Here is a 22,291-nt window from a genome sequence, read left to right as displayed (position 1 = left end):
GAAAAGAGGGAAACACATATGGCTATGAAAATAGGGGAAAAACCTTTTAAAGAGCGTGTCAAAGACGGGATAGGCGATGTTTTTATGCGCGGTGCTGTTTCCTCTGCACAGGGGCGTTTTCGCAGCGGAAGGCTGAACGCAGCTGAAGAATTAGGAAATTGGGAGGAATGGCGCAAGCTGGGTGAAGAGATTCGGACCCATACCATTGAGAATCTGGATTATTATCTGGAACTCATGAGCGAAAATGTCTCTAAGCGAGGGGGATATGTTTTTTTCGCTGAAACAGCTGAAGAGGCAAATGAGTATATTACCAATGTAGTTAAAAAGAAAAATGGTAAAAAGGTTGTCAAATCCAAGTCGATGGTGACAGAAGAAATTAATATGAACGAAGCGCTTGAAAATGCTGGCTGTGAAGTCATTGAAAGCGACCTTGGCGAGTGGATTCTGCAAGTGGACGATCATGATCCACCGTCCCATATCGTTACACCTGCCCTTCATAAAAATAAAGAACAGATTCGCGATGTTTTTAGGGATAAATTAGGCTATGACAAAACCGAGAAGCCTGAAGAGCTTGCATTTTTTGCAAGAGAAAAACTGCGGGAAGAGTTTCTTCAGGCGGATATTGGCATTACGGGATGCAATTTTGCCATTGCCGAATCCGGAACGATTTCCCTGGTGACAAATGAAGGAAATGCGCGGATGGTGACAACCATTCCAAAAACGCAAATTACTGTAATGGGAATGGAGCGGATTGTGCCTACCTGGGAAGAGATGGAAGTTCTGGTAAGCCTGCTGACCCGCGCAGCAGTCGGGCAGAAATTAACGAGTTATATAACTGCATTAACTGGTCCAAAGCAAGAGGGAGAAATAGATGGTCCAGAAGAATTCCATCTTGTTATTGTGGATAATGGCCGTTCAAAAATTTTAGGAACAGCATTCCAGTCCATCCTTCACTGCATCCGCTGTGCAGCCTGCATTAATGTCTGTCCAGTCTATCGCCATGTCGGCGGTCACTCCTATGGATCTATCTATCCGGGGCCAGTAGGAGCGGTATTGACTCCTCTTCTTGGCGGCTATGATGAATATAAAGAACTGCCATATGCTTCAACGCTGTGTGCAGCATGTACGGAAGCTTGTCCGGTAAAAATTCCATTACACGAGCATTTGCTCCGCCACCGCCAGGAGATTGTTGAAAAAGAAGGCAGAGCACCGGTGTTTGAAAACTTATCCATGAAAGCCTTCAGTCTCGGCACAGCTTCACCATCCATGTACAATATCGGCTCAAAGCTGGCACCCAAGGCATTGGGAGCATTCACAAAGGATGATAAAATTTCAGCTGGTCCCGGCCCTTTGAAAAATTGGACGGAAATTCGGGATTTCCCCGCACCAAAGAAAGACAGATTCAGAGATTTATATAAAAAGAGAAAGAAAGAGAGGGGAGAATGATGGCAGCTGGACAAGTGTATAATCGCACTTCTTTCCTTGACAATCTGGCAAAAAATCTGGGGAGAAAACGTCTTTCTGAGGTAGAAAAACCTGCATGGGATCATAATCCTCAGTGGGACGTTTTAAAGGGCGCCTCACAGGACGAGCTTGTAGAGGTCCTGAAGAAGCAATGTTTGTTAATTCATACGGATGTATATGAAACACCTTCTGCAGAGCTACCTGAGCAAATCGGCCGCTTGATTAAAGAATACGGAGGCAAATCGGTCGTTACATGGGATGATCCGCGCTTTGAAGAATTTGGATTATCTTCCCTCCCTATTGATTTTAATGGCAATGGAATAGCAGTCCATGTCTGGGATCAAGAAGGAGGAGAAGAGAATCTTGCTTTCTCCGCACATGCAGACATCGGAATTACCTTTAGTGATGCTGCGCTTGCAGAGTCAGGAACTGTTGTTTTGTTCAGTGATAAAGGGAAGGGGCGAGCAGTAAGCCTTCTTCCTGTGATTTACTTTGCCATTATCCCAAAAAGCACAATTGTTCCAAGAATGACCCAGGTTGCAAAGCATATCCACACAATTGTGGAGAATGGCGAACCTGTCCCATCCTGTGTAAATTTCATTTCAGGCCCAAGCAACAGTGCCGATATTGAAATGAATTTAATTGTAGGTGTACATGGTCCTGTGCAGGCTGTATATATCATTGTTAACGATAAATAAAGGAGGCTGATCTGCAGAAAAATGCAGCTCAGTCTTTTATAAGGTAGTAAAATTTTTGAACTTCGATAACTGTCTATCTCCAGTGCTACCCCTCGAGGTGTCGGAGGTGGGCAAGGCGCTTCCGCTTTTCTGATAAGCCATCTGCTGGAATTTCATGCAGGCTTCATTTATTCTTAATAAAAGAAAAGAATAGAAGAGGGATTCATCTTGAAAAAGATTTACAGTGATATTATTCAATTCCGCGGAACCCACTTTGATTTTGGCTTCATGCAGGGAGAACTTATAAAGGATTCTCTTTCTGTGAAAAATCGGGAGGATCAATGGAAGGTAAGAAAGCCGCGATTTTCAATAAATGAAGCCGAAGTGAAAAAAGCGATTACGAGGTTTGCCCCTGGTATTTGGGATGAACTGCTTGGGATACGGGAAGCATTGCACTGGCCGATGGAGCGGGTTTTGAAGGAGTTTGGCGGCTATCGCCTCGATTATGTCCGCTCGGGATGTTCCATCCTTACAGGGGCTGATTACCTGATCCGCAATTATGATTACCATCCGAAAACCTATGAGGGGCGCTATACTTTTTATCAGCCAACAGATCAGGGATATGCGATGATTGGTCCAAGCCAGAGGATGACCGGACGGATGGATGGCATGAACGAAAAAGGACTTGTAATCGGCTATAATTTTATGAACCGGAAAAAGCCTGCTGATGGCTTTATCTGCTGCATGATCGGCCGCCTGATTTTGGAATCATGTGCAAATGTGGAAGAAGCGGTTGAGATGCTGAAGGAAATACCGCACCGCCATTCCTTTACATATGTGGTGTATGACACAAGCGGAGAGGCTTATGCAGTGGAAACATCTCCAAGAGGTGTACAGGTCCGTCAGACAACTGCCTGTACTAACCATTTTGAAATCATGAAGGATGAAAATCGCAATCATCTAGCTGACAGCCTGCGCAGGCTGGATGTCATGAAAAGCCATCAGGGTGAGCGTTTAGATGTACATGATGCTTTCCGCCTCTTGAATGATAACGATAAAGGCGTTTTCTCGGATCTTTATGGGAGCTGGGCCGGGACAATTCATACATCAGCCTATTTGCCGGGAGAGATGAAAGCCTGGTTTGCGCTCGGCGGTGACAGAGAGCCAGTAATTTTTGATTTCAGGGACTGGCTCGATGGCCAGGATATTAAAATGAATAGAATCACTGGTGAAGTTGATACGGACATTCCCTTTTTGCATATGGATGAACAGGCGAATTGGTTTAGGAAATGATGAAACGAAGAGTTACTTTCTCCGTTTTTTTCCTATTTTGAAAGAATATATTCATCATTTGGACAAACCCTCACATTCTTTCTTATCTTTATGTTGTGGTACACTTTATATATGAATTGGATGTAAACTGAGGTGCATACACGTGAAAACAGTATTGGTCATAGGCGGCGGTGTAACAGGATTGTCCGCTATGTATGAACTGAATAAGTGGAAAAAAGAAAAGGATCAGGATATTAGGCTTGTGCTGGCAGAATCAGCAGAACAGCTCGGCGGAAAAATCCGCACAGTCAGGGAAGGCGGATTTGTAATCGAGGCGGGAGCTGATTCGATTGTTGCCCGCAAAGCAAATGCGATGAATTTTATCCAGGAGCTGGGGCTGGAAGAAGCTGTTGTCTACAATGCTGCGGGGCGGTCTTATATATACAGTGATGGAGAGCTGAAGCTGATCCCTGCAGATTCTGTGTTTGGGATACCGGCCAGTGTTGAATCTCTTGCCAAATCTGCTCTTGTTTCAGCAGAAGGAAAAGTTGAAGCCCTAAAAGATTTTTATACGAAAAATGATGGCTTTACAAAGAACGATTCCATCGGTGATTTCCTGGAGCATTTCTTCGGAAAAGAGCTGGTGGAAAAACAAATTGCGCCTGTTCTTTCTGGAGTATATTCCGGGAATCTCAGTGACTTAACTATTGCTTCGACACTTCCGCAGGTGTTTGATTATAAAGAAAAATACGGCAGCATCATTAAAGGTTTTGAAGAAAATAAAAAGGTGTTCCAGATTGGAGGGGGCAAGAAGTTTCTTTCCTTTAAAAAAGGTCTTGATGCGATGATAGATGCTTATGAGGAAAAATTGGATGAAACAGAAATATTTAAAAACACGAAGGCAGTTAAAATAAAGAAAAGTGATCGCAGATATATAGTCGATTTCTCGAATGGGGAAAGCCTGGAGGCCGATCATGTGGTTCTAAGCATTCCGCATAATGCCGCTGCAGCGCTGTTCGATCATGAGGAGCTGAAAGCGGAATTCGGACTTTTGAAGAACAGTTCCTTAATCTCTATTTATCTTGCTTATGATATTCCAGACAGCGAGCTGCCTGAAGACGGGACAGGCTTCATCACTGCAAATATGGAAGAATTGACCTGCAATGCCTGTACATGGACAAGCCGCAAATGGAAGCATACTTCTGAAAGCGGTAATTTACTTGTAAGATTATTTTATAAAAGCAGCCATCCGGCCTTTGCAACTCTAAAGGAAATGAACGAAGACGATTTGCTGCAGACGGCTGTGGCCGATATTGAAAAAAGCCTTGGCATTACATCTGTTCCCGCTGCAAGTGAAGTGACGAAGTGGACTGAAAAAATGCCAAACTATCTGATATCCCATCCTCAGACAGTAGAGGCAATTGAAAACAGATTGGCTCAGGAATACCCTGGAATATGGCTTGCCGGCTGCTCGTATTATGGTGTTGGCATTCCTGACTGCATCGAAAATGGGGCAGAAACTGCCGGAAAAATTATTGAGAATATGTAAAACAAAAATCCCCTTCTGTGTAAGCTGGGGATTTTTAGCTTATATGATTTTGGAAAGATCCTTAGGACTTTCAATTCTCATTTGCTCCAGTTCGAGCTTCATTTTTTCTGTTTCAAGCAAAAAGTTTTCCTGCTTCAGCTTTTCCAAGGTGATTTCATCTTTTATCATATTATGTTTGATCTTTGCGAGTTTTTGAGTATGAACAGTCATGATGGCAATGATGGGAGAATAGAGAAAGTCATAACCACAGCAATAATACCTGTCAAATTTCCTGCACCTCACATTTGATTGAATTAGAAAAAATTGTATATTATGTTTATAATAATAGCAAATCACAAGGGATATACAAGGGGTGTCTTAAATTGACTGGAATTTTTATAAAAAGAATTTATGACCCATACAACGAAGCAGACGGCTATCGGGTGCTTATTGACCGGCTGTGGCCCCGCGGAATTAAAAAAGAAGATGCCCGTTTATCAGCATGGGAAAAAGAGGCTGCGCCAAGCAATGAGATTAGAAAGGCGTTTAACCATAAGCCTGAGCTTTTTGAAGAATTTCGGAAAAAATATCTTGCAGAGCTGCGAACACAGGACGATAAAATCCGCAAATTAGATGAGCTGGCGAGAATGTCAAAAGAGCAGAAGGTTACTTTATTATATGCTGCCAAAGATCCCATTCATAACCATGCGAGAGTTCTGTGTGAGGAAATCATGAAAAGGTATGTTTAGTCTTTCTAATAAGGAGGGAAAGCAAGATAGAAAGATTAAGTTAATTTTAAATACAGGAGGAAATGATATGAATGCAAATATACAAAAAGAAGAAAACCGGTTTTTTATGAATGATGATGAAGGGAATATGATTGCTGAAATTACCTATATTCCAAGCGGTGATTCTGTCATAACCATAGACCATACATATGTAAGTGAGTCCCTCCGCGGTCAGGGAGTTGCAGGAAAGCTTTTGGAAAGCGTTGTTCAGGAGGCACGCAGCAAGGGATATAAGATTGTGCCTGCCTGCTCATATGCAAAAGCTGTTTTTGACCGAAAGAGCGGATATCAGGATTTGCTTGCAAACTAAAGGAGGTTTTCTGAATGGACGCAAAAATAATAGATGTAAATGGAACAGCCATTTCATACTATGATGAAGGCACAGGGGATCCGCTTGTATTACTGCATGGATTTTGCGGCAGCAAAGATTACTGGGCAAGGGTCATTCCATTATTGGCAGAGGACTTTCGCGTCATTGCGGTGGATCTTCCGGGGCATGGGAGTTCAGGGCTGCCAGAGGGTGAACCCTCTATTGAAAAGATGGCTGAAGCAATCAAAGGGGCTATAGATGAGCTCGGACTTGATAAAGTATCTCTTTTTGGCCACTCATTGGGCGGTTATGTAAGCCTTGCATTTGCTGAAGCGTATGGGGAGAAGCTGAAATCCTTTTCACTTATCCATTCAACAGCCAGCCCGGATTCTGAAGAAGGGAAAAAGGGAAGGGATGTCGCTGCCGGTAAAATTGATAAGGAAGGAATGGAGTCCTTTATAGATGGGCTGGTGCCGAAGCTTTTTGCACCTGGGGAGAAACACCCGGACGAAATTCAAATGGCAAAAGAAATTGGCTATCGTACAAGAACTGAAGGTGCAAAGGCTGCACTGAAAGCGATGAAACAGCGTGAGGACCGCAGTCATGTCTTGAAAAGTACAAAGTTCCCAGTTTTAATTGTGGCTGGAGAACAAGACCAGATTGTCCCTCCAGAAAAATCATTTGCAGTTAAAGGATCTAACATCAAGCCGGTGACCATTAATGGTGCGGGGCACATGAGCATGTACGAAGCACCGGATGAACTGGCAGAGGTTATCCTCGGGTTTTTGAAAGAGTAAGCAGTCTATGTTTTGGAGAGCACATAAATTTTTTTATCCGCACATAAATTTGGGTTATTCGCACATAAAAAATCTTATCCGCACATAAATTGGCGTTATGCGCACAGAAAGGTTCCTTTGCCGCCAAATTAATCATTTTTGCGATTGAAATATAGAAAAAAAGCTCCTTTTCACCAGAAAAGGAGCTTTATCTTACTTAAATATAACTGAAATAATCTCATCCGTCGTCATACCGCTTTCAATTTCAAACGTGCCGGGACGCAAATCATTCTCAAGACCGCGTTTTTCTACATCTTTATAGAATTGGACTCCGCTTTCAATAATGTGGGCTTTTTCAAGTGCGTTCCCAACGTCAATGCTGGTCATTCCCATTGATACGGTTAAAATAGTCCGGTAAACAACTTTTTCGCCAGTTTTGCCCTCAGTTTTCTCTTCTGCCTTTTCATCTTTTTTCTCGCTGGACTTTGCTGCGGCAGCGAGCTGTTTGCTCCATTCAGCTTCAGTGTTGATGACGTATCCTTTAGATGCCAGCAGTTCAATCATTTCTTTATCTGACAGCTTTTCTGCTTTCTCAGTTTTATCAGAAGGCTTTTCTGTACTCTTTGCTTCAGAGGGTCCAAAAAGGTAGACACTTCCTGTTAAGATGGCCGCCGCTAAAAGGCCTGCTGCAAAACTGCGCAAGGTATTTGGTGTCATTGGGCAACCATGCTCCTTTCACCTTTGTTCGCTGAATAAGGCAGGAGCATCAGGTCGACCTCGTTCGGTGTAAGCTGTTTCTTTAATGCAATGCTTTCATTAGAATATCCGCGTTTATGCATATCCAATACTTCGCGAAGCAATAGTCTTTCTTCTGATGGCCCGCTCATTGCCCCTGATTGCTTTGCTGTAATCTCAGCATCCAATTCAATATTTCTGATCTGCTGCTGCAGCTCATGAATTTCATTTTTTAATGTAAAAGTAACCTGATCGATTTGCTGCTCAATATTTGATTTGGATTGCGCCGTTTTTAAAAACGATAAAATGAGCAGCACGACTGCTGAACCAAATAATATGGCGATTACCCATCCCATCCTAAAATCCTCCCTTATGTAAACACATTTTTTCTATGTATCTATTTTTTAACCAAAATAAATTATACCTTTAATGCCGGGGGATTTCGAATGATAAACTCAAAATAACACGATAGTCCTGAATTTATGTAAGAAAAAGGTGCGGATGGTAAATCTTATTTCTTATCAAAAGGAAAATAAGAGGACAAAAAGCCCGGTCCATACAGGACCAGGCATCAGGTTGTCAGCTTTCTTTCTGCAGCTGTGCGCGTTTGGCTGCATGCAGTATATCTTCAATAGGAGAGACCCTGCCGAATTTATCTTTATGAACAATATGTTTTCTTTCAAATTGAGTCGGATTATCGATACCTGCAGCTGCCGCAAGATTAAATAGTCCTTCTCTTAGAGAGATGACATAGTTGCAGACACGGTAATGCTTTTCATCAATAATCAATCCGTCCTGCAGCTTCTTGTCTGTTGTTGCAACCCCTGCAGGACAATGATTGGTATGGCAAACTTGGGCCATGATGCAGCCGACGCTGATCATAAAGCCCCTGGCAATATTGACAAGATCCGCTCCCATCGCAAGAGCAATGGCAATTTTATCAGGAGTGATTAACTTACCGGAAGCGATAATTTTTACGCGGTCTCTGACTCCGTACTCTCTCAGCATTTCATCCACAACTGTCAGGGCTGATTGAATGGGGAGCCCCACACTGTCTGCAAGCTCCTGATAAGTAGCGCCTGTTCCGCCTTCACCGCCATCAACTGTAATAAAATCAGGGCCTTTGCCGCTCTTCTTCATATAGGAAATCATGCTCTCCAGGGCATCAAGATCGCCTACCACTATTTTCATTCCGACAGGTTTTCCGCCTACACTTCGGAGCTCCTCAATAAAATTGAACATGGAAGGGACATCATCAAATTCATAGAAACGGTTTGGACTGTTAATCGTTTTGCCAACCTCTACAAGCCGGATACGGGCAATTTCTTCGGTTACTTTTTCACCTTCAACATGGCCGCCGCGGGTTTTCGCACCCTGCGCAAGTTTTAATTCAAAGGCTTTTACCTCAGGCAGTTCACTTTTCTTTTTAAATTCTTCCCAGGAGAATTCCCCGTTAGCCTTTCGGACACCGAACATATCAGGGCCAATTTGCATTATGATGTCCGGGCTGCCGGCCAGATGATACTGAGACAGACCGCCTTCACCAGTATTCATCCAGGTGCCGCCTGCAAGGCCAAGGCCTTTTGAAAGTGCAGTGATCGCTTTTTCGCCAAGAGAGCCATAGCTCATGGCCGATTGGCCTACAAGTCCCTTGACTCTGAATGGCTGCCGGCAGGTCTTTTCCCCCAGCACAACCGCATCTTCATCACGCAGATAGTAAGGATCGGCCAATTTTTCTTCGCTGTGTTCCTTTCTTGAAAACAGATTGTCTCCATCCACTTTATAAACACGTGTTTTAACTTTCTGTGTATTATCCATCTTCATCTCATCAACGAGTTTAGGGAACAAGGTATTGCGTATATAGAAGCCTTCTTCTTCAAAATCTCTTATAGAGCCGAATCCAATTAACCTTTCTTTGTATTTGCCTGCTTTGACAACATCCTGGTATTCCTTTCTGGAAAAAGGCTTGCCTTCTGTATCATTATTGAATAGGTATTGTCTTAGTTCAGGTCCCACTTTTTCTGTGATGTATCGTACCTTCCCAATTACCGGGAAGTTTCTGAGTATGGAGTGCTGTTTCTGCCTGTCATCTTTTACATACCAATAAATAAATAGAATGACTGGTACTAAAATAACTACTGCAATAAATATAAATAAAGCAATCACAAGGTAATCTGTTAAACTCATTTTGTCCTCCTTCTCTAAAACTGGCTTAGGGCTTCTCGTATAGCGATGTTGCCAGAGGCTGCCTCTATGGTTGAATGAAAGACAGCTTCTTTATCAATAGACTCTACCAGAACTTCGGCTGCGTCCTCACGCGGAATCTCAGCATCCCGGTCATGGATTTTCTTTGACAGGGTAATCTTTCCGCTGCCGGGATTGTCCGTCAATTGGCCAATCCGGATAACCGTGTAGACCAAATCGGCAGCTTTAAGCATATCTTCTGGAAGATCCTTCGCCGCAATCTTGCGGGAAGAGTCCGTTTCACTTTCCTCCGCTTTGACTGCACTCATCATCACAAATCGTCTGACGCCGGATTGTTGAGCCAATTCGATGATATCTGAAATAGATTGGTGATCGACCATGACTGTTTTGCTCGTATGTTTTTTAGGATTGACGCCTGTTAAATAAATCACTGCATCTGATGCCTGAAGATGGGGAATCAGCTTTTGCTCGTCATAAACAGTTGCATGGGCTGCACCCAATTTTACAAGATCTTCAATTTGGTTTTCATTTGCAGCAACGGCAAGAGCTTCATGCTTTCTCTCCGCGAGCTTTCTGATGACATGCTCACCTACATCTCCATTGGCACCGATTACAATTACTTTCATGCTAACGCCTCCTTTTCTACCCTTTTTCCACATAGGGTTTATTTAAAACCAAAATGAGGCAAACAAAAAAGCGGACCATTAGGACCGCTTATAGGATTCCATTTTTACTATAAATCACTGCATGGCTCTGCAGCCCAAAGCAAATCTCACTGTAAAAAAATAAGCTCCATCCTTTGCGGATGAAGCTTCGCCATTATGCCAGCCTTTTAAAATTTTGGCCAAGAATTTCATTCATCGTATGAACGGTGATAAATGCCTTATTATCAACCTGGGTAATGTAACTTTTCAACTTTGTGAAATCCTTTCTCCCCAGGATGGTCGTAATGACTTCTTTTTTATCGGATGTGAAAGCACCGGTTGCAGTGTGGATGGTTGCCCCTTTGCCCAGTTCATGAACGATATAGGTTTTAATTTCATCACTGTGGCGGCTGATAATCACAATTTCCTTGTTTGAATTGAATTGCTGGAGTGCATAATCAATGACAAACCCATTAATGATGACCCCAAAAAATGCATACATGCCGACTTGCGGGCCGAACAGAACGGCAGAAGACAGGGCGATCAATAAATCGGCAAGAAGCACTCCTCTGCCAACTTCAATATTTAAGTATTTATTAAAAATCATGGCGATGATGTCTGTCCCGCCAGTAGAAGCCTGCTGGTTGAAGACAATTGCCATTCCGGTCGCGGCGATGCATTGCCCAATGATCAGCTGAATAAGCAGGTCATTGCTTAGCGGTTGGGCCATTGGGGCGAATTTTTCAAGCGCCCACACATAAAAAGACAAGGCGAAGCTCGCATAAATGGTTTTTGCCCCAAAACCTGATCCAAGAAAAATAAAACCAAATGCAAACAAGGTCAAATTGACAAAAATCATGAAAGTACCAATCGAGAAATCGGGAAATAAGTCATTCATGATAATCGACAATCCGCTGACCCCTCCAGTTGCTAAATTATTGGGGGACAAGAAAAAATGGACATTTATAGAAACCAGGAATGCTCCCAGATTGATCATGATAAAAGAAAACAGTTTTTGCCGCATCGCCGCAACCTCCTTTTTTATAGTTTTTTTCGGGATCCGTATAAAGTGGAACAACGGGATTATAAAGCCCTTAAAGCTCTTTTGTAAAGGGAATGAGGGCAAAAAAATAAGGTTTAATAATTATGAAAATTGGGAGGGTTTGCAAAAGGGGATGTTATTATCTATTTTTGTTTAATTCTTATATAATAAGTTATGAGTAGCACGACGCGAAAGGATGTAAAGAAATCTTGAAAAATAGGAAGCTTATTGTCATTCCCATTATGATTCTTGTAGCTGCAGCTGCAATGTGGATGCTTAATAAAGATTATCAGCAAATAGATGTGTTGATTCGATTGATGATAGCAGCTGGTGCAGCACTATTATCAGGAGTTATCTCATACTTTCTATTCAAGCCGGAAAAAGAAGAACAATAAAGATGCCTGCTCCCCCGTAAGGGACTGGCATTTCTTTTTGTAACCTTTCCCATTTGGGATCGTATATAAGCAGAAGGGGTTGATAGAGGTGAATCATATTGAAGAATGCCCAGGGTGCAAAGGTACTGAATTTGCGGAAGGCACCGACTTCATGCCGGTTAAACCATTAAATAAAAAACTCTCAGCAGGATCCTTAAAAATCTATCGCTTTTGTTTAAGCTGCGGAGAAGTGGTTTCTATTAGAGTTGAGAATCCAGGCAAGTTTAGAAGCCGGTGATAGAAGAGAATTCTTCATAAAGCCGAAAACCAGGAAGCGAAGAGAAAAATGGTCGCCATGAGAGCTTCATGAAGCCGAAAACCAGGAAGCAAAGAGAAAAAGTGTCGCCATGAGAGCTTCATGAAGCCGAAAATCAGGAAGCAAAGAGAAAAATGGTCGCCATGAGCGCTTCATGAAGCCAAAATCAGGAAGCAAAGAGAAAAATGGTCTCCATGAGCGCTACATGAAGCCGAATTTCAGGTAACAAACATGAAAAAGTCATCATGAATCGCTTCCGCCAGCCAGCTCTCCTATTTCTTCCGCTTAAGCAGCTGTAAATCAATGTACAGCTGGCATCTTGTGTTAAAGTCATCAAAGTCGATGGATGTTAAATCAGTAATTTGTTTCATTCGGTATTTTAATGTATTTGTATGGATGAAAAGCTGTTCCGCTGTCGGCTTAAGGCGGCAGTTATTCAATAAATATACTTCAAGCGTCTTCAGCAGGCTGGTTTGGCTTTCCAGGTCTTTTTTCTGCAGCTTCATAAGATCTTCATTTACATATTTAGTCATGCTGTTATGCTGTGCGATAGGTTCTAAATACCGGAATACCCACAGCTTTTTATATTCATAAGGCAATTCTTCAGGCGATCCAATGAATTTGGCGGCTTTGATAACCTCCAAAGCCTCTGCATAGCTTTTGCGCAGTTTTAAGATGGAGGAATATTCTCCTCCAATTCCTGCATACACAATCTTCGATCTGAATTGGCTAAGGACGGTATTGGTTAATTCATGTGCGTCTTCTGCCAGGCTGCCAGGTGCAGGGGAACTGCTGCCGATCATGACGATAATTTCATGCTGGTTTGTAAATATATGAGCCGGATGGCTGAGGGCATTCGCAAACAGCCGAACGGTTTCATTCAATTCCGCAAATATCTCTTCATCTGCCTGCACTACCGTAAATACATTGATGATAAAGGCCTCCGGGAGGATGATTTTAACATTCGCCGCTTCCCATTTGATCTGATCTTCCGTCTGATAGGTACGATCAATAATTTTTTGATAAAATTGATGTTTTTCTTCTTCTTTGCGCAGTTTTTTCAGGTTTTTCTGATATAATAGCTTTCCAATATGGAAGGAAACATCATGCAGAAAGCTCATTTCGCTTTCAGATAGAAAGTCTTCTATTTCCTGAACCCAAATAAAACCCAGTATCTGCTCTTTATATTTTGCACTTACAACCACGCGCTGGTTAAGGCCGATTTCTTCCATTTTCTTAATTCTAAAAGGCTCAGGAATTGTCTTTAACTGATCAACAATGCCTTCATCCATAAATTTCTCCAAAATGGGAATGGGCCATCTCTTCGAAAATATGGTCTGCTGGTTCGCCAAATCAAAATGTTCAATATAATACGAGCTATAGGCCAGCAGTGAGAATTGCTCATCCTCGATGACAACAGGCTTCTTTAAAAAAGTGCTGACCATTTCTGTAATCTCATCAATATCTGACATATTAAGGATTTTCTCCAGCGGCTGACTCATTAAGGCTCACTCCTAAACATTGCTGTTCTTATTATAGTGAAAAATAATGGGAGACACCACTCGAATTTTGCCATAAGAAAAAGGACCGGGCATTTTCTTCGCCCAGTCCTGAAACATTTAGGTTATTTTAATGACTTTTCAAAGTCACTAAATTGTTTTTCGATTTCTGCAGATGGCTTTGCAGTTAGAAGGCTTACCACTATAATGGCAATTAAGCTGGCAGCAAAACCTGGAATCATTTCATAAAGTACATCAGATAAACCGGCCTGAGACCAAATTATAACAGTGCTGGCCCCAACAACCATTCCGGCTAATGCTCCCCATCTTGTCATGCGCTTCCAATATAAGCTAAGAATGATAAGAGGTCCGAAAGCGGATCCGAAACCAGCCCATGCATAACCCACAAGGTCCAGAATCGTTTCATTTTTCTCCCATGAAATAATCAATGCAATGACAGAAACCAGCAATACAGATAATCTTCCTATTGTAACTAATTCTTTATCTGTAGCTGAGCGGCGGAAAAATGTTTTATATAAGTCTTCAGTTAATGAGCTTGATGTTACAAGCAGCTGTGATGAGATGGTACTCATAATAGCTGCGAGAATTGCCGAGATTAAAAAGCCGGTAATGATCGGGTGAAATAAGACCTCTCCGAGAAGGATGAAAATGGTTTCAGGGTCGTCAATTGAAATGCCTGTATCAGCCACATATGCAATTCCGACGAAACCAGTCAGCATAGCTCCAATACTCGAGAAAATCATCCAGCCCATCCCAATTCGGGTGGCTTTCTTGATTTCTTTTACAGAACTGATAGCCATAAAACGGACGATAATATGAGGCTGGCCAAAATAGCCAAGGCCCCATGCAAATAGGGAAATGATGCCTAATAGACTTGTCCCTTTAAAGACATCAAGGAAAGCTGGATTGATTGTTCTTGCAGTATCAATTGCCGGCCCAAACCCGCCAACATGGAATAGTGTTACTAATGGTACAAGAATAAGGGCGATAAACATAATCAAACCTTGAACAAAGTCTGTCCAGCTAACCGCAAGAAATCCTCCAAATAGTGTATACGCTACTACAACACCTGTAATGATCCATAAACCCGTATGGTAATCCAGTCCGAAAGTGCTTTGGAATAATACTCCACCGGATACCATGCCTGATGATACATAAAAGGTAAAGAAAATTAAGATAACTAATCCTGAAATCAGGCGCAGGATTTTGGAAGCATCCCCGAAGCGGTTTTCTAGATAACCGGGAATCGTAATTGAATCATTGGCTACCTCAGTATATGTGCGAAGCCTTGGCGCAACATAGATCCAGTTCGCCCATGCCCCGAGAGTTAAGCCAAGGACAATCCAGGAAGCGCTTAGGCCAGTGGCATACATGGCTCCCGGGAGTCCCATCAGCAGCCAGCCGCTCATATCGGATGCGCCCGCACTTAAAGCAGTTACTGCAGGACCCAGTGTTCGTCCGCCGAGCATGTAATCTGATAGATTGGAAGTCCGTTTATAGGCATAATAGCCAATCCAAAGCATCCCAATCATATACACGGTAATGGATATCATTAATGCATAATCCATTTGTAAGCCTCCTTTTTGTTAGTTTAACAAAATATTTAGATAAAATAAGCGATGAGAAAGCAGTGGAATTGCTTTCTCATTACTTAGAAATCAAGAATGGTTGTTTATTATTATAGCCATATTTTATTGTTTTGGAAGAAAAATAATTTTAAAGTTTTACTTTTTGAAAATGCCCTTAAATGCAAAAGCAATATTAGCCGGGCGTTCAGCGAGCCTTCTCATGAAATATCCATACCAGTCCATTCCATAAGGTACATAGACACGCATCTTATAGCCTTGCTTTGCCAGTTCCAGCTGTGTTTTATTCCTCATGCCATAGAGCATTTGGAATTCAAAGCGATCGTTTGGAATGTTATGCTTCTTTGCTAATTTTTTTGTGTACTCGATGATCTGATCATCGTGAGAAGCTATTGCTGTATAATTTCCATTTAACAGACTTTGCTCAATTAATTTCTTATAGTTTTCATCTACATCTGTCTTTTCAGGAAATGCATGCTCCGGTGATTCTTTATAAGCACCTTTTACCATTCTTAAGAAAGGCTGGTATTTTCCCAGATCCTCTAGGTCCTTTTCAGTCCGGTACAGGTAAGCCTGCAGAACTGTGCTTACACAGCTGTACTTCTCTTTAAACTGTTTAAACAAATCGATAGTGGCCTGGCAGCGAGGAACATCCTCCATATCGATTGTCACCATTATCTTATGCTTCTCGGCAGTATCAAGAATTCTGGTCATGTTTTTCACAACAAGATCATGATCGATATCCAGGCCAAGGGAAGTCATTTTAAGGGATACTTGTGAATCAAGTCCTTCTTTGCTGATCATTTCAATGGTTGAAATACATTCCTCTGTCCGTTCATTGGCCACTTCAACAGAATCAACAAATTCTCCCAAATGGTCCACTGTTACAGAAAGTCCTTGATTATTCAGATCTCTGATAAAGCGGACGCTGCTTTTAAAATCAACTCCGCCAATTAATTTACCTGCGGCAAAACTTCCGCCTCTGTTCTGGGCAATTTTATTCAGTAAGCTATTTTTTGATAAATATAGAAAAAAATCTCTTGTAATCGCTTCCATTTTAACAAGCACCTCCAATGGTTATTTCTTTAGATTAATCTTACAATTCTGTGACAAGTTACGACAATGTTCATTTAAAACAAAGATTCTATAATTCTATTGTTGACTGAAGACAATGAAAGGCTGCATTTTCCAGACGAGAAAACATCTGCTTCAGTTCCAGGCAACTTCCGCTTTCTGTTGTCAATTAATATGTAAGAAAAGTTTCCATAATTATTGTTTACATTGACAAGCATTTGTATTTAAATAGTAATATAGTTTTGAATATTAACTTATTTCTGAAAATGGGGGTTAGAGAAAATGAGAAAGCAGTTAAAGAAATTTGCGCAATTTACAGCATTGTCCAGTTTGCTTGTTCTCGCTGCTTGCGGCGGCAATCAGGCTGCTGGGGATGAGGAAGGGGAGAGCAGCGGAGGAGCTGTTAAAGCGGATATTGGAGTTATTTCTTATATCAGCGGGCCAGGTGCAGCATATGGCGAAGCTATCACGAATGGCTTAAAGCTCGCACAGGAAGAAATCAATGGCAAGGGTGAAGTCGAGATAAACCTTGTAATTGAGGATTCTGCCGGCAAGCAGGATCAGGCATTAACAGCAGCACAAAAGCTTATGAATTCAGAGAATGTGACAGCCATTATCGGGCCTACATTAAGTACAGAAATGAATGTAGTAGGTCCTGAAGCCGATCTGAATGGGGTGCCGATCATGGGTACTTCAACAACTGCAGAAGGGATTCCGCAAATTGGGGATTATGTCTTCCGCAACTCGCTGCCTGAGGCATTGGCAATTCCGGCTTCAATAGATAAAGCCATTGAAAAATATGATGCTAAAAAAGTAGCAATTCTATATGGAAATGATGATGTTTTTACAAAATCGGGCTTTGACACGATGAAAAAAGCAGCAGAAGAGAAGGGCCTTGAAATCTTAACGATTGAGACATTCCAAAAAGGACAATCAGACTATAACGCACAGCTTACGAAAATTAAAGGTTTAAAGCCGGACCTTATTCTGGCGTCGGCTCTATACAATGAAGGTGCAGTCATAATGGATCAGGCAAGGAAAATGGGCATTGATGTCCCGTTTGTCGGAGGAAACGGCTTCAATTCTCCTGAGGTCATCAATATCGCAGGGGATGCAGCAAATGGCCTGATTGTGGCAACTCCTTGGTATGGTGAAAAAGAAGATGATAAGGTCAAGGAATTTGTCGGTAAGTATGAGGAAGAATACGGCAAAAAGCCTGACCAATTTGCAGCCCAGGCTTATGATGCACTATACATTATGGCTGAAGCGTTAAAAAATGCAGGTGAAGCTGACCGTGATGCACTTCGTGATGCTTTGGCCGAAATCAGAGGCTTTAACGGAATCCTTGGAGAGTTCTCTTTTGATGAAGAAGGGGATGTCGTAATGGATCCGACCGTTTTGGTTATCGAAGGCGGGGCATTTAAAGAATTTAATTAAGAAAGCTGCAAAAGTAAAGCTCTGGCGCTTTCAGTGCCAGAGCTTACTTTTAAGAAAATGATTCATAGAAATAAAGGTTAGTAGGTGAATACCGTGTTAATTGAACAATTAATAAACGGAATTACCCTTGGCAGCATTTATGCCATCGTTGCTCTTGGGTTTACATTGGTTTTCGGAGTGCTTGGCATTATCAATATGGCACACGGAGAAATCTTTATGTTCGGGGCCTTCATTGGTGTAGTTGTCACTTCTACATTTAAAGGGCCGCTTTGGCTGGCCTTTATGGCAGCAATTTTGGTAACTGCCGCAATGGGATATCTGCTTGAGCGATTTGCTTTGAGACCGCTCCGGAATAAACAGGGGGTATCCCATCTCGCGCCATTGATCAGCACAATTGGTGTTTCCATACTGCTGGAAAACCTGTCTCACCACATTTTTGGCCCAGGCAACCATCCTTTCCGTGCTTCATTTGCGGAAATTAGTTTCCAGATTGGTTCGATCACCGTATATCTTGTGCAGATTGTCATCTTTGTCATCTCTGTCCTTCTCATGTACGCCCTTTCTTTTTGGCTAGGCAAAACAAAGGCAGGGAAAGCCTTAAGGGCAACTGCTGAAAACCTGGAAACTGCCAGCCTTCTTGGTGTTGATGTGAAAAGAACGATTACGATGACTGTTATCATCGCATCTGCGATGGGCGGGATTGCCGGGATCCTGGTCGGAATGGCATTTAACTCTGTTACGCCTCAAATGGGATTGTCCATCGGGCTAAAAGGACTTGCCATTATCATTCTTGGCGGCATGGGGAATGTCAAGGGAGCGATGGCCGGGGGCCTTATCCTTGGTCTGGCGGAAACCTTTGTCGTTGTTTACGGCAATTCGGGATACAAGGATGCAATAGCTTTTGCGGCTATTATCGTCATCCTTCTCATCAGGCCGCAGGGATTGTTTGGCCAAAAAATTTCAGCGTAAGAAGGTGAACTCATGCTTGCAGAATTAATAAATCCATATTATTTACAAGTTGCTTCTTTTATATTAATCAACATAATTTTAGGGGTTAGTATATATATTACTCTATCAACCGGTCAGCTCTCGCTTGCCAATGCAGGATTTATGGGGATCGGTGCCTATACATCTGCCCTTCTGACGCTGAACTTTGACCTTCCGATTATTGTGGGGATACTGGCGGGCACTTTATTGGCGGGGTTATTTGGAATCCTTATCGGGATACCGACACTAAGGCTTCAGGGGGTTTACCTCGCCATTGTTACCCTCGGGTTTGGAGAGGTTATCCGGGTTATTTTTGTAAACTGGGAGTCTATGACAAAGGGAGCTGTAGGTTTATCAGGCATACCGCATATGGGCCGTGAACTGCTGAATACTTTAAAAGACTTTGGCTTTGATCCGAAAATACTTGGACTTCAAAATAACCAGTTTGTATTTCTTGCTATTTTCCTCATTTTATTAGGGGTTACGATTATCATTATCACTTTTTTCAGAAGGCAGAACCGTTCCAGAGTGGGACGTGCTTTCGCAGCGATTAAGCTGGATGAAAAAGCAGCAGAGTCAATGGGCATCAATATTACTTATTATAAGGTCCTGGCATTTGCACAGGGAGCATTGGTAGCTGGATTTGCAGGGGCATTATTTGCACATGTTCTTGCATACATAAGTCCTGCCGATTTTGCCTATCACCGTGCTGTTGAGATACTGATTTTCGCGGTTTTCGGGGGAAGCGAAGTAATATGGGGACCGGTGTTTGGAGCGCTCTTCTTAACTGTAATGCCTGAAGTGCTCCGGTTTATCAGCGAATACCGCTACATGATTTATGGTCTGATCATTATTATTATGATGGCTGTCCGGCCGCAGGGATTAATTGATGTAAATATTTTAAACTGGCTTAAGCTTAAAACATCAAAGAGGGGGCAAAAGCATGGTACTTCAAGTCAAAAAAGTATGTAAAAACTTTGGCGGGCTAAGTGCCTTGTCTGATGTCTCGTTCTCTATCAATCAGGGTGAAATTTTTGGGCTGATCGGTCCTAACGGAGCCGGGAAGACAACGATGTTCAATCTGATTACATCGATGTTTACTCCTACCTCAGGCGAGATTATCTTTAATGAAGACAACATCAATGGCTTAAAGCCACACCTGATCACGAAAAAGGGCATTTGCAGAACATTCCAGAATATTCGTCTGTTTCCGCAGATGACAGCAGAAGAAAATGTGATGGTTGGGGAGCACTGCAGAAGTAAGTCCGGCGTATTCAGCAGTGTATTCAGGACAAAATCACAGCGAAAAGAAGAAGAAAGAATCCGCAGCAAAGCGAATGAACTATTAGAGTTTGTTGGGCTTGGAGGTTTTGCGGAGGTCGTTTCTGACAGCCTGGCATACGGCCAGCAAAGAAGGCTGGAAATTGCCAGGGCACTGGCCAGCTCTCCTCAGCTGCTGCTGCTGGATGAACCGGCAGCCGGAATGAATGAAACAGAAACAAGTGAATTATTTCATCTCATCAAAAAAATTCAGGAACAGGGCATCACTGTCCTCCTGATCGAGCATGACATGCCGCTTGTCATGAAATTATGCGACCGTATTGCCGTGCTTAACTTCGGCAAAAAAATTGCTGAAGGCACACCTGCTGAAATCCAAAATAATCCTGATGTCATCGAAGCCTATCTCGGCAGTGAGGAGGAAGATTTGTATGCTTAAGGTAAACGGGATTAACGCTTTTTATGGAAAAATCCAGGTGCTTAAGAACATTAGCCTCGAAGTGGAAGAAGGCAGTATTGTTACGATACTTGGCGCAAACGGAGCTGGGAAGACAACAACCATGAAGACCATTTCCGGGTTGCTTAAGCCTCAAGCCGGAAATATTCAATTTCAGGGGCATAATGTAACGGGACTTCGGCCGGACCAGCTGCTCCGTAAAGGGATTGCCCTTGTTCCGGAAGGCCGCCAGATCCTTTCAGGAATGACAGTGCTCGAAAATCTGGAAATGGGTGCGTATCACCGTAAGGACAATGAAATTGACCAGGATATTAAGGATGTAATGAAGCGTTTTCCAATCCTCGAAGAAAGACAGAAACAGCAAGGTGGAACCTTATCCGGCGGACAGCAGCAGATGCTGGCCATTGCCAGAGCGATCCTGAGTAAACCCAAGCTGCTTCTCCTTGATGAGCCGTCAATGGGGCTGGCACCTCTGATAGTGGCTGATATCTTTAAGATTATTAAAGAAATTAACGAAATGGGCACTACCGTTCTTCTGGTGGAGCAGAATGCCAGGCAGGCACTAAAAATATCCGATTATGGGTATGTCCTGGAAACCGGAAAAATGGTTGCTGAGGGAAGCTCACAGAAGCTGCTGAATGACCCTAGAATCATGGAAGCCTACCTGGGGCGGAAATCAAGCTAACAATAAAAGGCCGAATCTTTAGATTTGGCCTTTTATATTTTTACCTATTGCATTATGGTAAAATCGGATGAGAAAAGAATTATTAGTGCAAAAACCGGAGGATAAATGAAAAAAATAAAGAAGATCTTAAAACGGCTGATTATAATTTTATTAATTCTCGGCGTATTTATGTTTTTAAACAATACCTCCCTGCTTACAAAAGAAAGAAATGCTGAGCCGCTGCTTCTCGCCCATCGAGGAATGGCCCAGACCTTTCATATGGAAGGGATAACGGGGGAGACGTGTACGGCTGAAAGAATCTACGAGCCTGAGCATTCCTTACTTGAAAATACGATTCCTTCCATGGAAGCAGCTTTTGAAGCAGGTGCAGATGCAGTTGAATTGGATATTCAGCTTACAAAAGATGGACAGTTTGCTGTGTTCCATGATTGGAAGCTGGAATGCCGGACAAATGCAAAGGGAAATACGAGAGAATATACAATGCAGGAATTAAAAAAGCTGGACATTGGTTACGGCTATACAGCGGATAATGGAAAAACCTTTCCGTTTCGCGGTAAAGGAATCGGGATGATGCCAAGTCTCGATGAGGTCATGAAAGAGTTTCCGGAAGGCGATTTATTACTCCATATTAAAAGCAATGACCCCCAGGAAGGAGAAAAGCTTGCTGAGTACCTGTCCATGTTTTCAAAAGACAGATTGGAGAAAATATCTGTGTATGGAGGAGACGAACCTATTGCTGCACTGAAGGAAGAAATGCCTGCAATGAGGGTGATGTCAAAGGCAACATTGAAAGATTGTCTTCTGCCTTATATAGGGGCGGGATGGACAGGGTATGTTCCAAACTCCTGCAAAAACACACAGCTTCATATTCCTGAATCATATACGAAGCTGATGTGGGGCTGGCCGAATAAATTTATAAATCGGATGGACGATGCAGGCACAAGAGTTATTGTGGTTGCAGGAGACGGAAGCTGGTCGGAAGGATTTGATAGACCTAAAGACCTGGAACGGCTGCCTGATGATTATTTAGGAGGCATCTGGACAAACAGGATAGACCTGATTGCCCCCATATATAAGTAAGAATAGGCGCTTGGTTTATCCAGGCGTTTTTGATTTTTTTAATGGAATTATTTAAA

24 protein-coding genes are annotated in these 22,291 nt (G+C 42.5%); 15 read left to right on the top strand and 9 right to left on the bottom strand.

What is annotated here, in order from left to right:
• The first annotated feature begins 18 nt into the window (after window positions 1–18).
• The 4 genes from ACEQ1T_RS01045 (at window position 19) to hemG (ending at window position 4,962) form a co-directional block, all read left to right on the top strand.
• Complete coding sequence (locus tag ACEQ1T_RS01045; protein ID WP_206842461.1) at window positions 19–1,446, top strand: LutB/LldF family L-lactate oxidation iron-sulfur protein; 1,428 nt, start codon at window positions 19–21, stop codon at window positions 1,444–1,446.
• Complete coding sequence (locus tag ACEQ1T_RS01040) at window positions 1,446–2,162, top strand: lactate utilization protein C (RefSeq protein WP_370221463.1); 717 nt, start codon at window positions 1,446–1,448, stop codon at window positions 2,160–2,162. Before ACEQ1T_RS01045 ends, ACEQ1T_RS01040 begins: the two co-directional genes overlap by 1 nt.
• 207 nt (window positions 2,163–2,369) lie before the next feature.
• The gene (locus ACEQ1T_RS01035) at window positions 2,370–3,434 is read left to right on the top strand and encodes a C45 family peptidase (protein WP_206842463.1); all 1,065 of its coding nucleotides are present in this window, start codon (window positions 2,370–2,372) and stop codon (window positions 3,432–3,434) included.
• A gap of 142 nt (window positions 3,435–3,576) precedes the next feature.
• Window positions 3,577–4,962 (top strand): protoporphyrinogen oxidase, encoded by a 1,386-nt coding sequence (gene hemG / locus ACEQ1T_RS01030; protein WP_206842473.1) that lies wholly within the window; start codon window positions 3,577–3,579, stop codon window positions 4,960–4,962.
• Between the two features lie 39 nt (window positions 4,963–5,001).
• On the opposite strand, the gene ACEQ1T_RS01025 is transcribed toward hemG, so the two are convergent.
• The gene (locus tag ACEQ1T_RS01025) at window positions 5,002–5,130 is read right to left on the bottom strand and encodes a hypothetical protein (protein ID WP_370221460.1); all 129 of its coding nucleotides are present in this window, start codon (window positions 5,128–5,130) and stop codon (window positions 5,002–5,004) included.
• A gap of 194 nt (window positions 5,131–5,324) precedes the next feature.
• On the opposite strand from ACEQ1T_RS01025, the gene ACEQ1T_RS01020 reads away from it, so the two are divergent.
• The 3 genes from ACEQ1T_RS01020 (at window position 5,325) to ACEQ1T_RS01010 (ending at window position 6,836) form a co-directional block, all read left to right on the top strand.
• Window positions 5,325–5,690: a DUF488 domain-containing protein gene (locus ACEQ1T_RS01020; protein ID WP_206842478.1), complete on the top strand. Its 366-nt coding sequence runs from the start codon at window positions 5,325–5,327 to the stop codon at window positions 5,688–5,690.
• 67 nt (window positions 5,691–5,757) lie between these two features.
• Window positions 5,758–6,039 carry a GNAT family N-acetyltransferase gene (locus ACEQ1T_RS01015; RefSeq protein ID WP_206842479.1) on the top strand — a complete coding sequence of 94 codons (282 nt, stop codon included), beginning with the start codon at window positions 5,758–5,760 and terminating at the stop codon, window positions 6,037–6,039.
• A gap of 14 nt (window positions 6,040–6,053) precedes the next feature.
• Window positions 6,054–6,836, top strand: a complete 783-nt coding sequence (locus tag ACEQ1T_RS01010; protein WP_370221458.1) for an alpha/beta fold hydrolase — start codon at window positions 6,054–6,056, stop codon at window positions 6,834–6,836.
• Window positions 6,837–7,028: 192 nt separating this feature from the next.
• Here ACEQ1T_RS01010 and ACEQ1T_RS01005 read toward each other — a convergent pair whose 3' ends face one another.
• From ACEQ1T_RS01005 to ACEQ1T_RS00985, 5 genes are all read right to left on the bottom strand, one after another.
• A complete protein-coding gene (locus ACEQ1T_RS01005) occupies window positions 7,029–7,532 on the bottom strand; it encodes a hypothetical protein (protein WP_370221457.1) in 504 nt (167 codons plus the stop codon).
• On the bottom strand, window positions 7,529–7,906 hold the full coding sequence (locus ACEQ1T_RS01000; RefSeq protein WP_048010370.1) for a hypothetical protein: 378 nt from the start codon (window positions 7,904–7,906) through the stop codon (window positions 7,529–7,531). The genes ACEQ1T_RS01005 and ACEQ1T_RS01000 overlap by 4 nt, the downstream gene beginning before the upstream one ends.
• Window positions 7,907–8,129: 223 nt before the next feature.
• Window positions 8,130–9,737: an FMN-binding glutamate synthase family protein gene (locus ACEQ1T_RS00995; RefSeq protein ID WP_206842486.1), complete on the bottom strand. Its 1,608-nt coding sequence runs from the start codon at window positions 9,735–9,737 to the stop codon at window positions 8,130–8,132.
• Window positions 9,738–9,751: 14 nt separating this feature from the next.
• Window positions 9,752–10,381, bottom strand: a complete 630-nt coding sequence (locus ACEQ1T_RS00990) for an NAD(P)H-binding protein (protein WP_206842487.1) — start codon at window positions 10,379–10,381, stop codon at window positions 9,752–9,754.
• Window positions 10,382–10,574: 193 nt separating this feature from the next.
• Window positions 10,575–11,423 carry a YitT family protein gene (locus ACEQ1T_RS00985; RefSeq protein WP_370221455.1) on the bottom strand — a complete coding sequence of 283 codons (849 nt, stop codon included), beginning with the start codon at window positions 11,421–11,423 and terminating at the stop codon, window positions 10,575–10,577.
• Window positions 11,424–11,650: 227 nt separating this feature from the next.
• On the opposite strand from ACEQ1T_RS00985, the gene ACEQ1T_RS00980 reads away from it, so the two are divergent.
• Together ACEQ1T_RS00980 and ACEQ1T_RS00975 are read left to right on the top strand one after the other, a co-directional pair.
• Window positions 11,651–11,836 (top strand): histidine kinase, encoded by a 186-nt coding sequence (locus ACEQ1T_RS00980; protein WP_206842489.1) that lies wholly within the window; start codon window positions 11,651–11,653, stop codon window positions 11,834–11,836.
• Window positions 11,837–11,924: 88 nt separating this feature from the next.
• Complete coding sequence (locus tag ACEQ1T_RS00975; RefSeq protein WP_312886244.1) at window positions 11,925–12,113, top strand: hypothetical protein; 189 nt, start codon at window positions 11,925–11,927, stop codon at window positions 12,111–12,113.
• Between the two features lie 290 nt (window positions 12,114–12,403).
• Here ACEQ1T_RS00975 and ACEQ1T_RS00970 read toward each other — a convergent pair whose 3' ends face one another.
• The 3 genes from ACEQ1T_RS00970 to ACEQ1T_RS00960 all read right to left on the bottom strand — a co-directional run bounded on the left by ACEQ1T_RS00970 (window position 12,404) and on the right by ACEQ1T_RS00960 (window position 16,293).
• Window positions 12,404–13,633 (bottom strand): CdaR family transcriptional regulator, encoded by a 1,230-nt coding sequence (locus tag ACEQ1T_RS00970; protein ID WP_206842493.1) that lies wholly within the window; start codon window positions 13,631–13,633, stop codon window positions 12,404–12,406.
• Between the two features lie 122 nt (window positions 13,634–13,755).
• Window positions 13,756–15,219 carry a sodium/proline symporter PutP gene (putP, locus tag ACEQ1T_RS00965; RefSeq protein WP_206842495.1) on the bottom strand — a complete coding sequence of 488 codons (1,464 nt, stop codon included), beginning with the start codon at window positions 15,217–15,219 and terminating at the stop codon, window positions 13,756–13,758.
• Between the two features lie 156 nt (window positions 15,220–15,375).
• Entirely contained in the window at window positions 15,376–16,293 is a 918-nt protein-coding gene (locus ACEQ1T_RS00960) for a proline dehydrogenase family protein (RefSeq protein WP_252217357.1), read from the bottom strand.
• Window positions 16,294–16,593: 300 nt separating this feature from the next.
• Between ACEQ1T_RS00960 and ACEQ1T_RS00955 the strand changes: the two genes are divergently transcribed.
• The 6 genes from ACEQ1T_RS00955 (at window position 16,594) to ACEQ1T_RS00930 (ending at window position 22,235) form a co-directional block, all read left to right on the top strand.
• A complete protein-coding gene (locus ACEQ1T_RS00955; protein ID WP_206842499.1) occupies window positions 16,594–17,748 on the top strand; it encodes an ABC transporter substrate-binding protein in 1,155 nt (384 codons plus the stop codon).
• Window positions 17,749–17,841: 93 nt separating this feature from the next.
• Entirely contained in the window at window positions 17,842–18,717 is an 876-nt protein-coding gene (locus tag ACEQ1T_RS00950) for a branched-chain amino acid ABC transporter permease (protein WP_206842509.1), read from the top strand.
• A gap of 12 nt (window positions 18,718–18,729) precedes the next feature.
• Window positions 18,730–19,707: a branched-chain amino acid ABC transporter permease gene (locus ACEQ1T_RS00945; protein ID WP_206842513.1), complete on the top strand. Its 978-nt coding sequence runs from the start codon at window positions 18,730–18,732 to the stop codon at window positions 19,705–19,707.
• Window positions 19,679–20,452: an ABC transporter ATP-binding protein gene (locus tag ACEQ1T_RS00940; RefSeq protein WP_370221454.1), complete on the top strand. Its 774-nt coding sequence runs from the start codon at window positions 19,679–19,681 to the stop codon at window positions 20,450–20,452. Before ACEQ1T_RS00945 ends, ACEQ1T_RS00940 begins: the two co-directional genes overlap by 29 nt.
• Complete coding sequence (locus ACEQ1T_RS00935; RefSeq protein WP_206842516.1) at window positions 20,445–21,155, top strand: ABC transporter ATP-binding protein; 711 nt, start codon at window positions 20,445–20,447, stop codon at window positions 21,153–21,155. The genes ACEQ1T_RS00940 and ACEQ1T_RS00935 overlap by 8 nt, the downstream gene beginning before the upstream one ends.
• A 105-nt stretch (window positions 21,156–21,260) precedes the next feature.
• Window positions 21,261–22,235, top strand: coding sequence for a glycerophosphodiester phosphodiesterase family protein (locus tag ACEQ1T_RS00930; protein ID WP_370221453.1), 975 nt, complete (start codon window positions 21,261–21,263; stop codon window positions 22,233–22,235).
• The last annotated feature ends 56 nt before the right edge of the window (window positions 22,236–22,291 follow it).

It is taken from the genome of Cytobacillus sp. (genome assembly GCF_964223445.1).
In the GTDB taxonomy this organism is placed as follows: domain Bacteria; phylum Bacillota; class Bacilli; order Bacillales; family Cytobacillaceae; genus Cytobacillus.
The sequence above is the reverse complement of the archived record's forward strand: the minus strand, read 5'-3'. Positions and strand labels throughout refer to the sequence as shown.

Coding starts and splice junctions, on each gene's coding strand:
- ACEQ1T_RS01045 (WP_206842461.1), top strand. CDS start 19: ATGGCTATGAAAATAGGGGAAAAACCTTTTAAAGAGCGTGTCAAAGAC.
- ACEQ1T_RS01040 (WP_370221463.1), top strand. CDS start 1,446: ATGGCAGCTGGACAAGTGTATAATCGCACTTCTTTCCTTGACAATCTG.
- ACEQ1T_RS01025 (WP_370221460.1), bottom strand. CDS start 5,130: ATGATAAAAGATGAAATCACCTTGGAAAAGCTGAAGCAGGAAAACTTT.
- ACEQ1T_RS01015 (WP_206842479.1), top strand. CDS start 5,758: ATGAATGCAAATATACAAAAAGAAGAAAACCGGTTTTTTATGAATGAT.
- ACEQ1T_RS01010 (WP_370221458.1), top strand. CDS start 6,054: ATGGACGCAAAAATAATAGATGTAAATGGAACAGCCATTTCATACTAT.
- ACEQ1T_RS01005 (WP_370221457.1), bottom strand. CDS start 7,532: ATGACACCAAATACCTTGCGCAGTTTTGCAGCAGGCCTTTTAGCGGCG.
- ACEQ1T_RS01000 (WP_048010370.1), bottom strand. CDS start 7,906: ATGGGATGGGTAATCGCCATATTATTTGGTTCAGCAGTCGTGCTGCTC.
- ACEQ1T_RS00995 (WP_206842486.1), bottom strand. CDS start 9,737: ATGAGTTTAACAGATTACCTTGTGATTGCTTTATTTATATTTATTGCA.
- ACEQ1T_RS00990 (WP_206842487.1), bottom strand. CDS start 10,381: ATGAAAGTAATTGTAATCGGTGCCAATGGAGATGTAGGTGAGCATGTC.
- ACEQ1T_RS00985 (WP_370221455.1), bottom strand. CDS start 11,423: ATGCGGCAAAAACTGTTTTCTTTTATCATGATCAATCTGGGAGCATTC.
- ACEQ1T_RS00970 (WP_206842493.1), bottom strand. CDS start 13,633: ATGAGTCAGCCGCTGGAGAAAATCCTTAATATGTCAGATATTGATGAG.
- putP (WP_206842495.1), bottom strand. CDS start 15,219: ATGGATTATGCATTAATGATATCCATTACCGTGTATATGATTGGGATG.
- ACEQ1T_RS00960 (WP_252217357.1), bottom strand. CDS start 16,293: ATGGAAGCGATTACAAGAGATTTTTTTCTATATTTATCAAAAAATAGC.
- ACEQ1T_RS00955 (WP_206842499.1), top strand. CDS start 16,594: ATGAGAAAGCAGTTAAAGAAATTTGCGCAATTTACAGCATTGTCCAGT.
- ACEQ1T_RS00945 (WP_206842513.1), top strand. CDS start 18,730: ATGCTTGCAGAATTAATAAATCCATATTATTTACAAGTTGCTTCTTTT.
- ACEQ1T_RS00940 (WP_370221454.1), top strand. CDS start 19,679: ATGGTACTTCAAGTCAAAAAAGTATGTAAAAACTTTGGCGGGCTAAGT.
- ACEQ1T_RS00935 (WP_206842516.1), top strand. CDS start 20,445: ATGCTTAAGGTAAACGGGATTAACGCTTTTTATGGAAAAATCCAGGTG.
- ACEQ1T_RS00930 (WP_370221453.1), top strand. CDS start 21,261: ATGAAAAAAATAAAGAAGATCTTAAAACGGCTGATTATAATTTTATTA.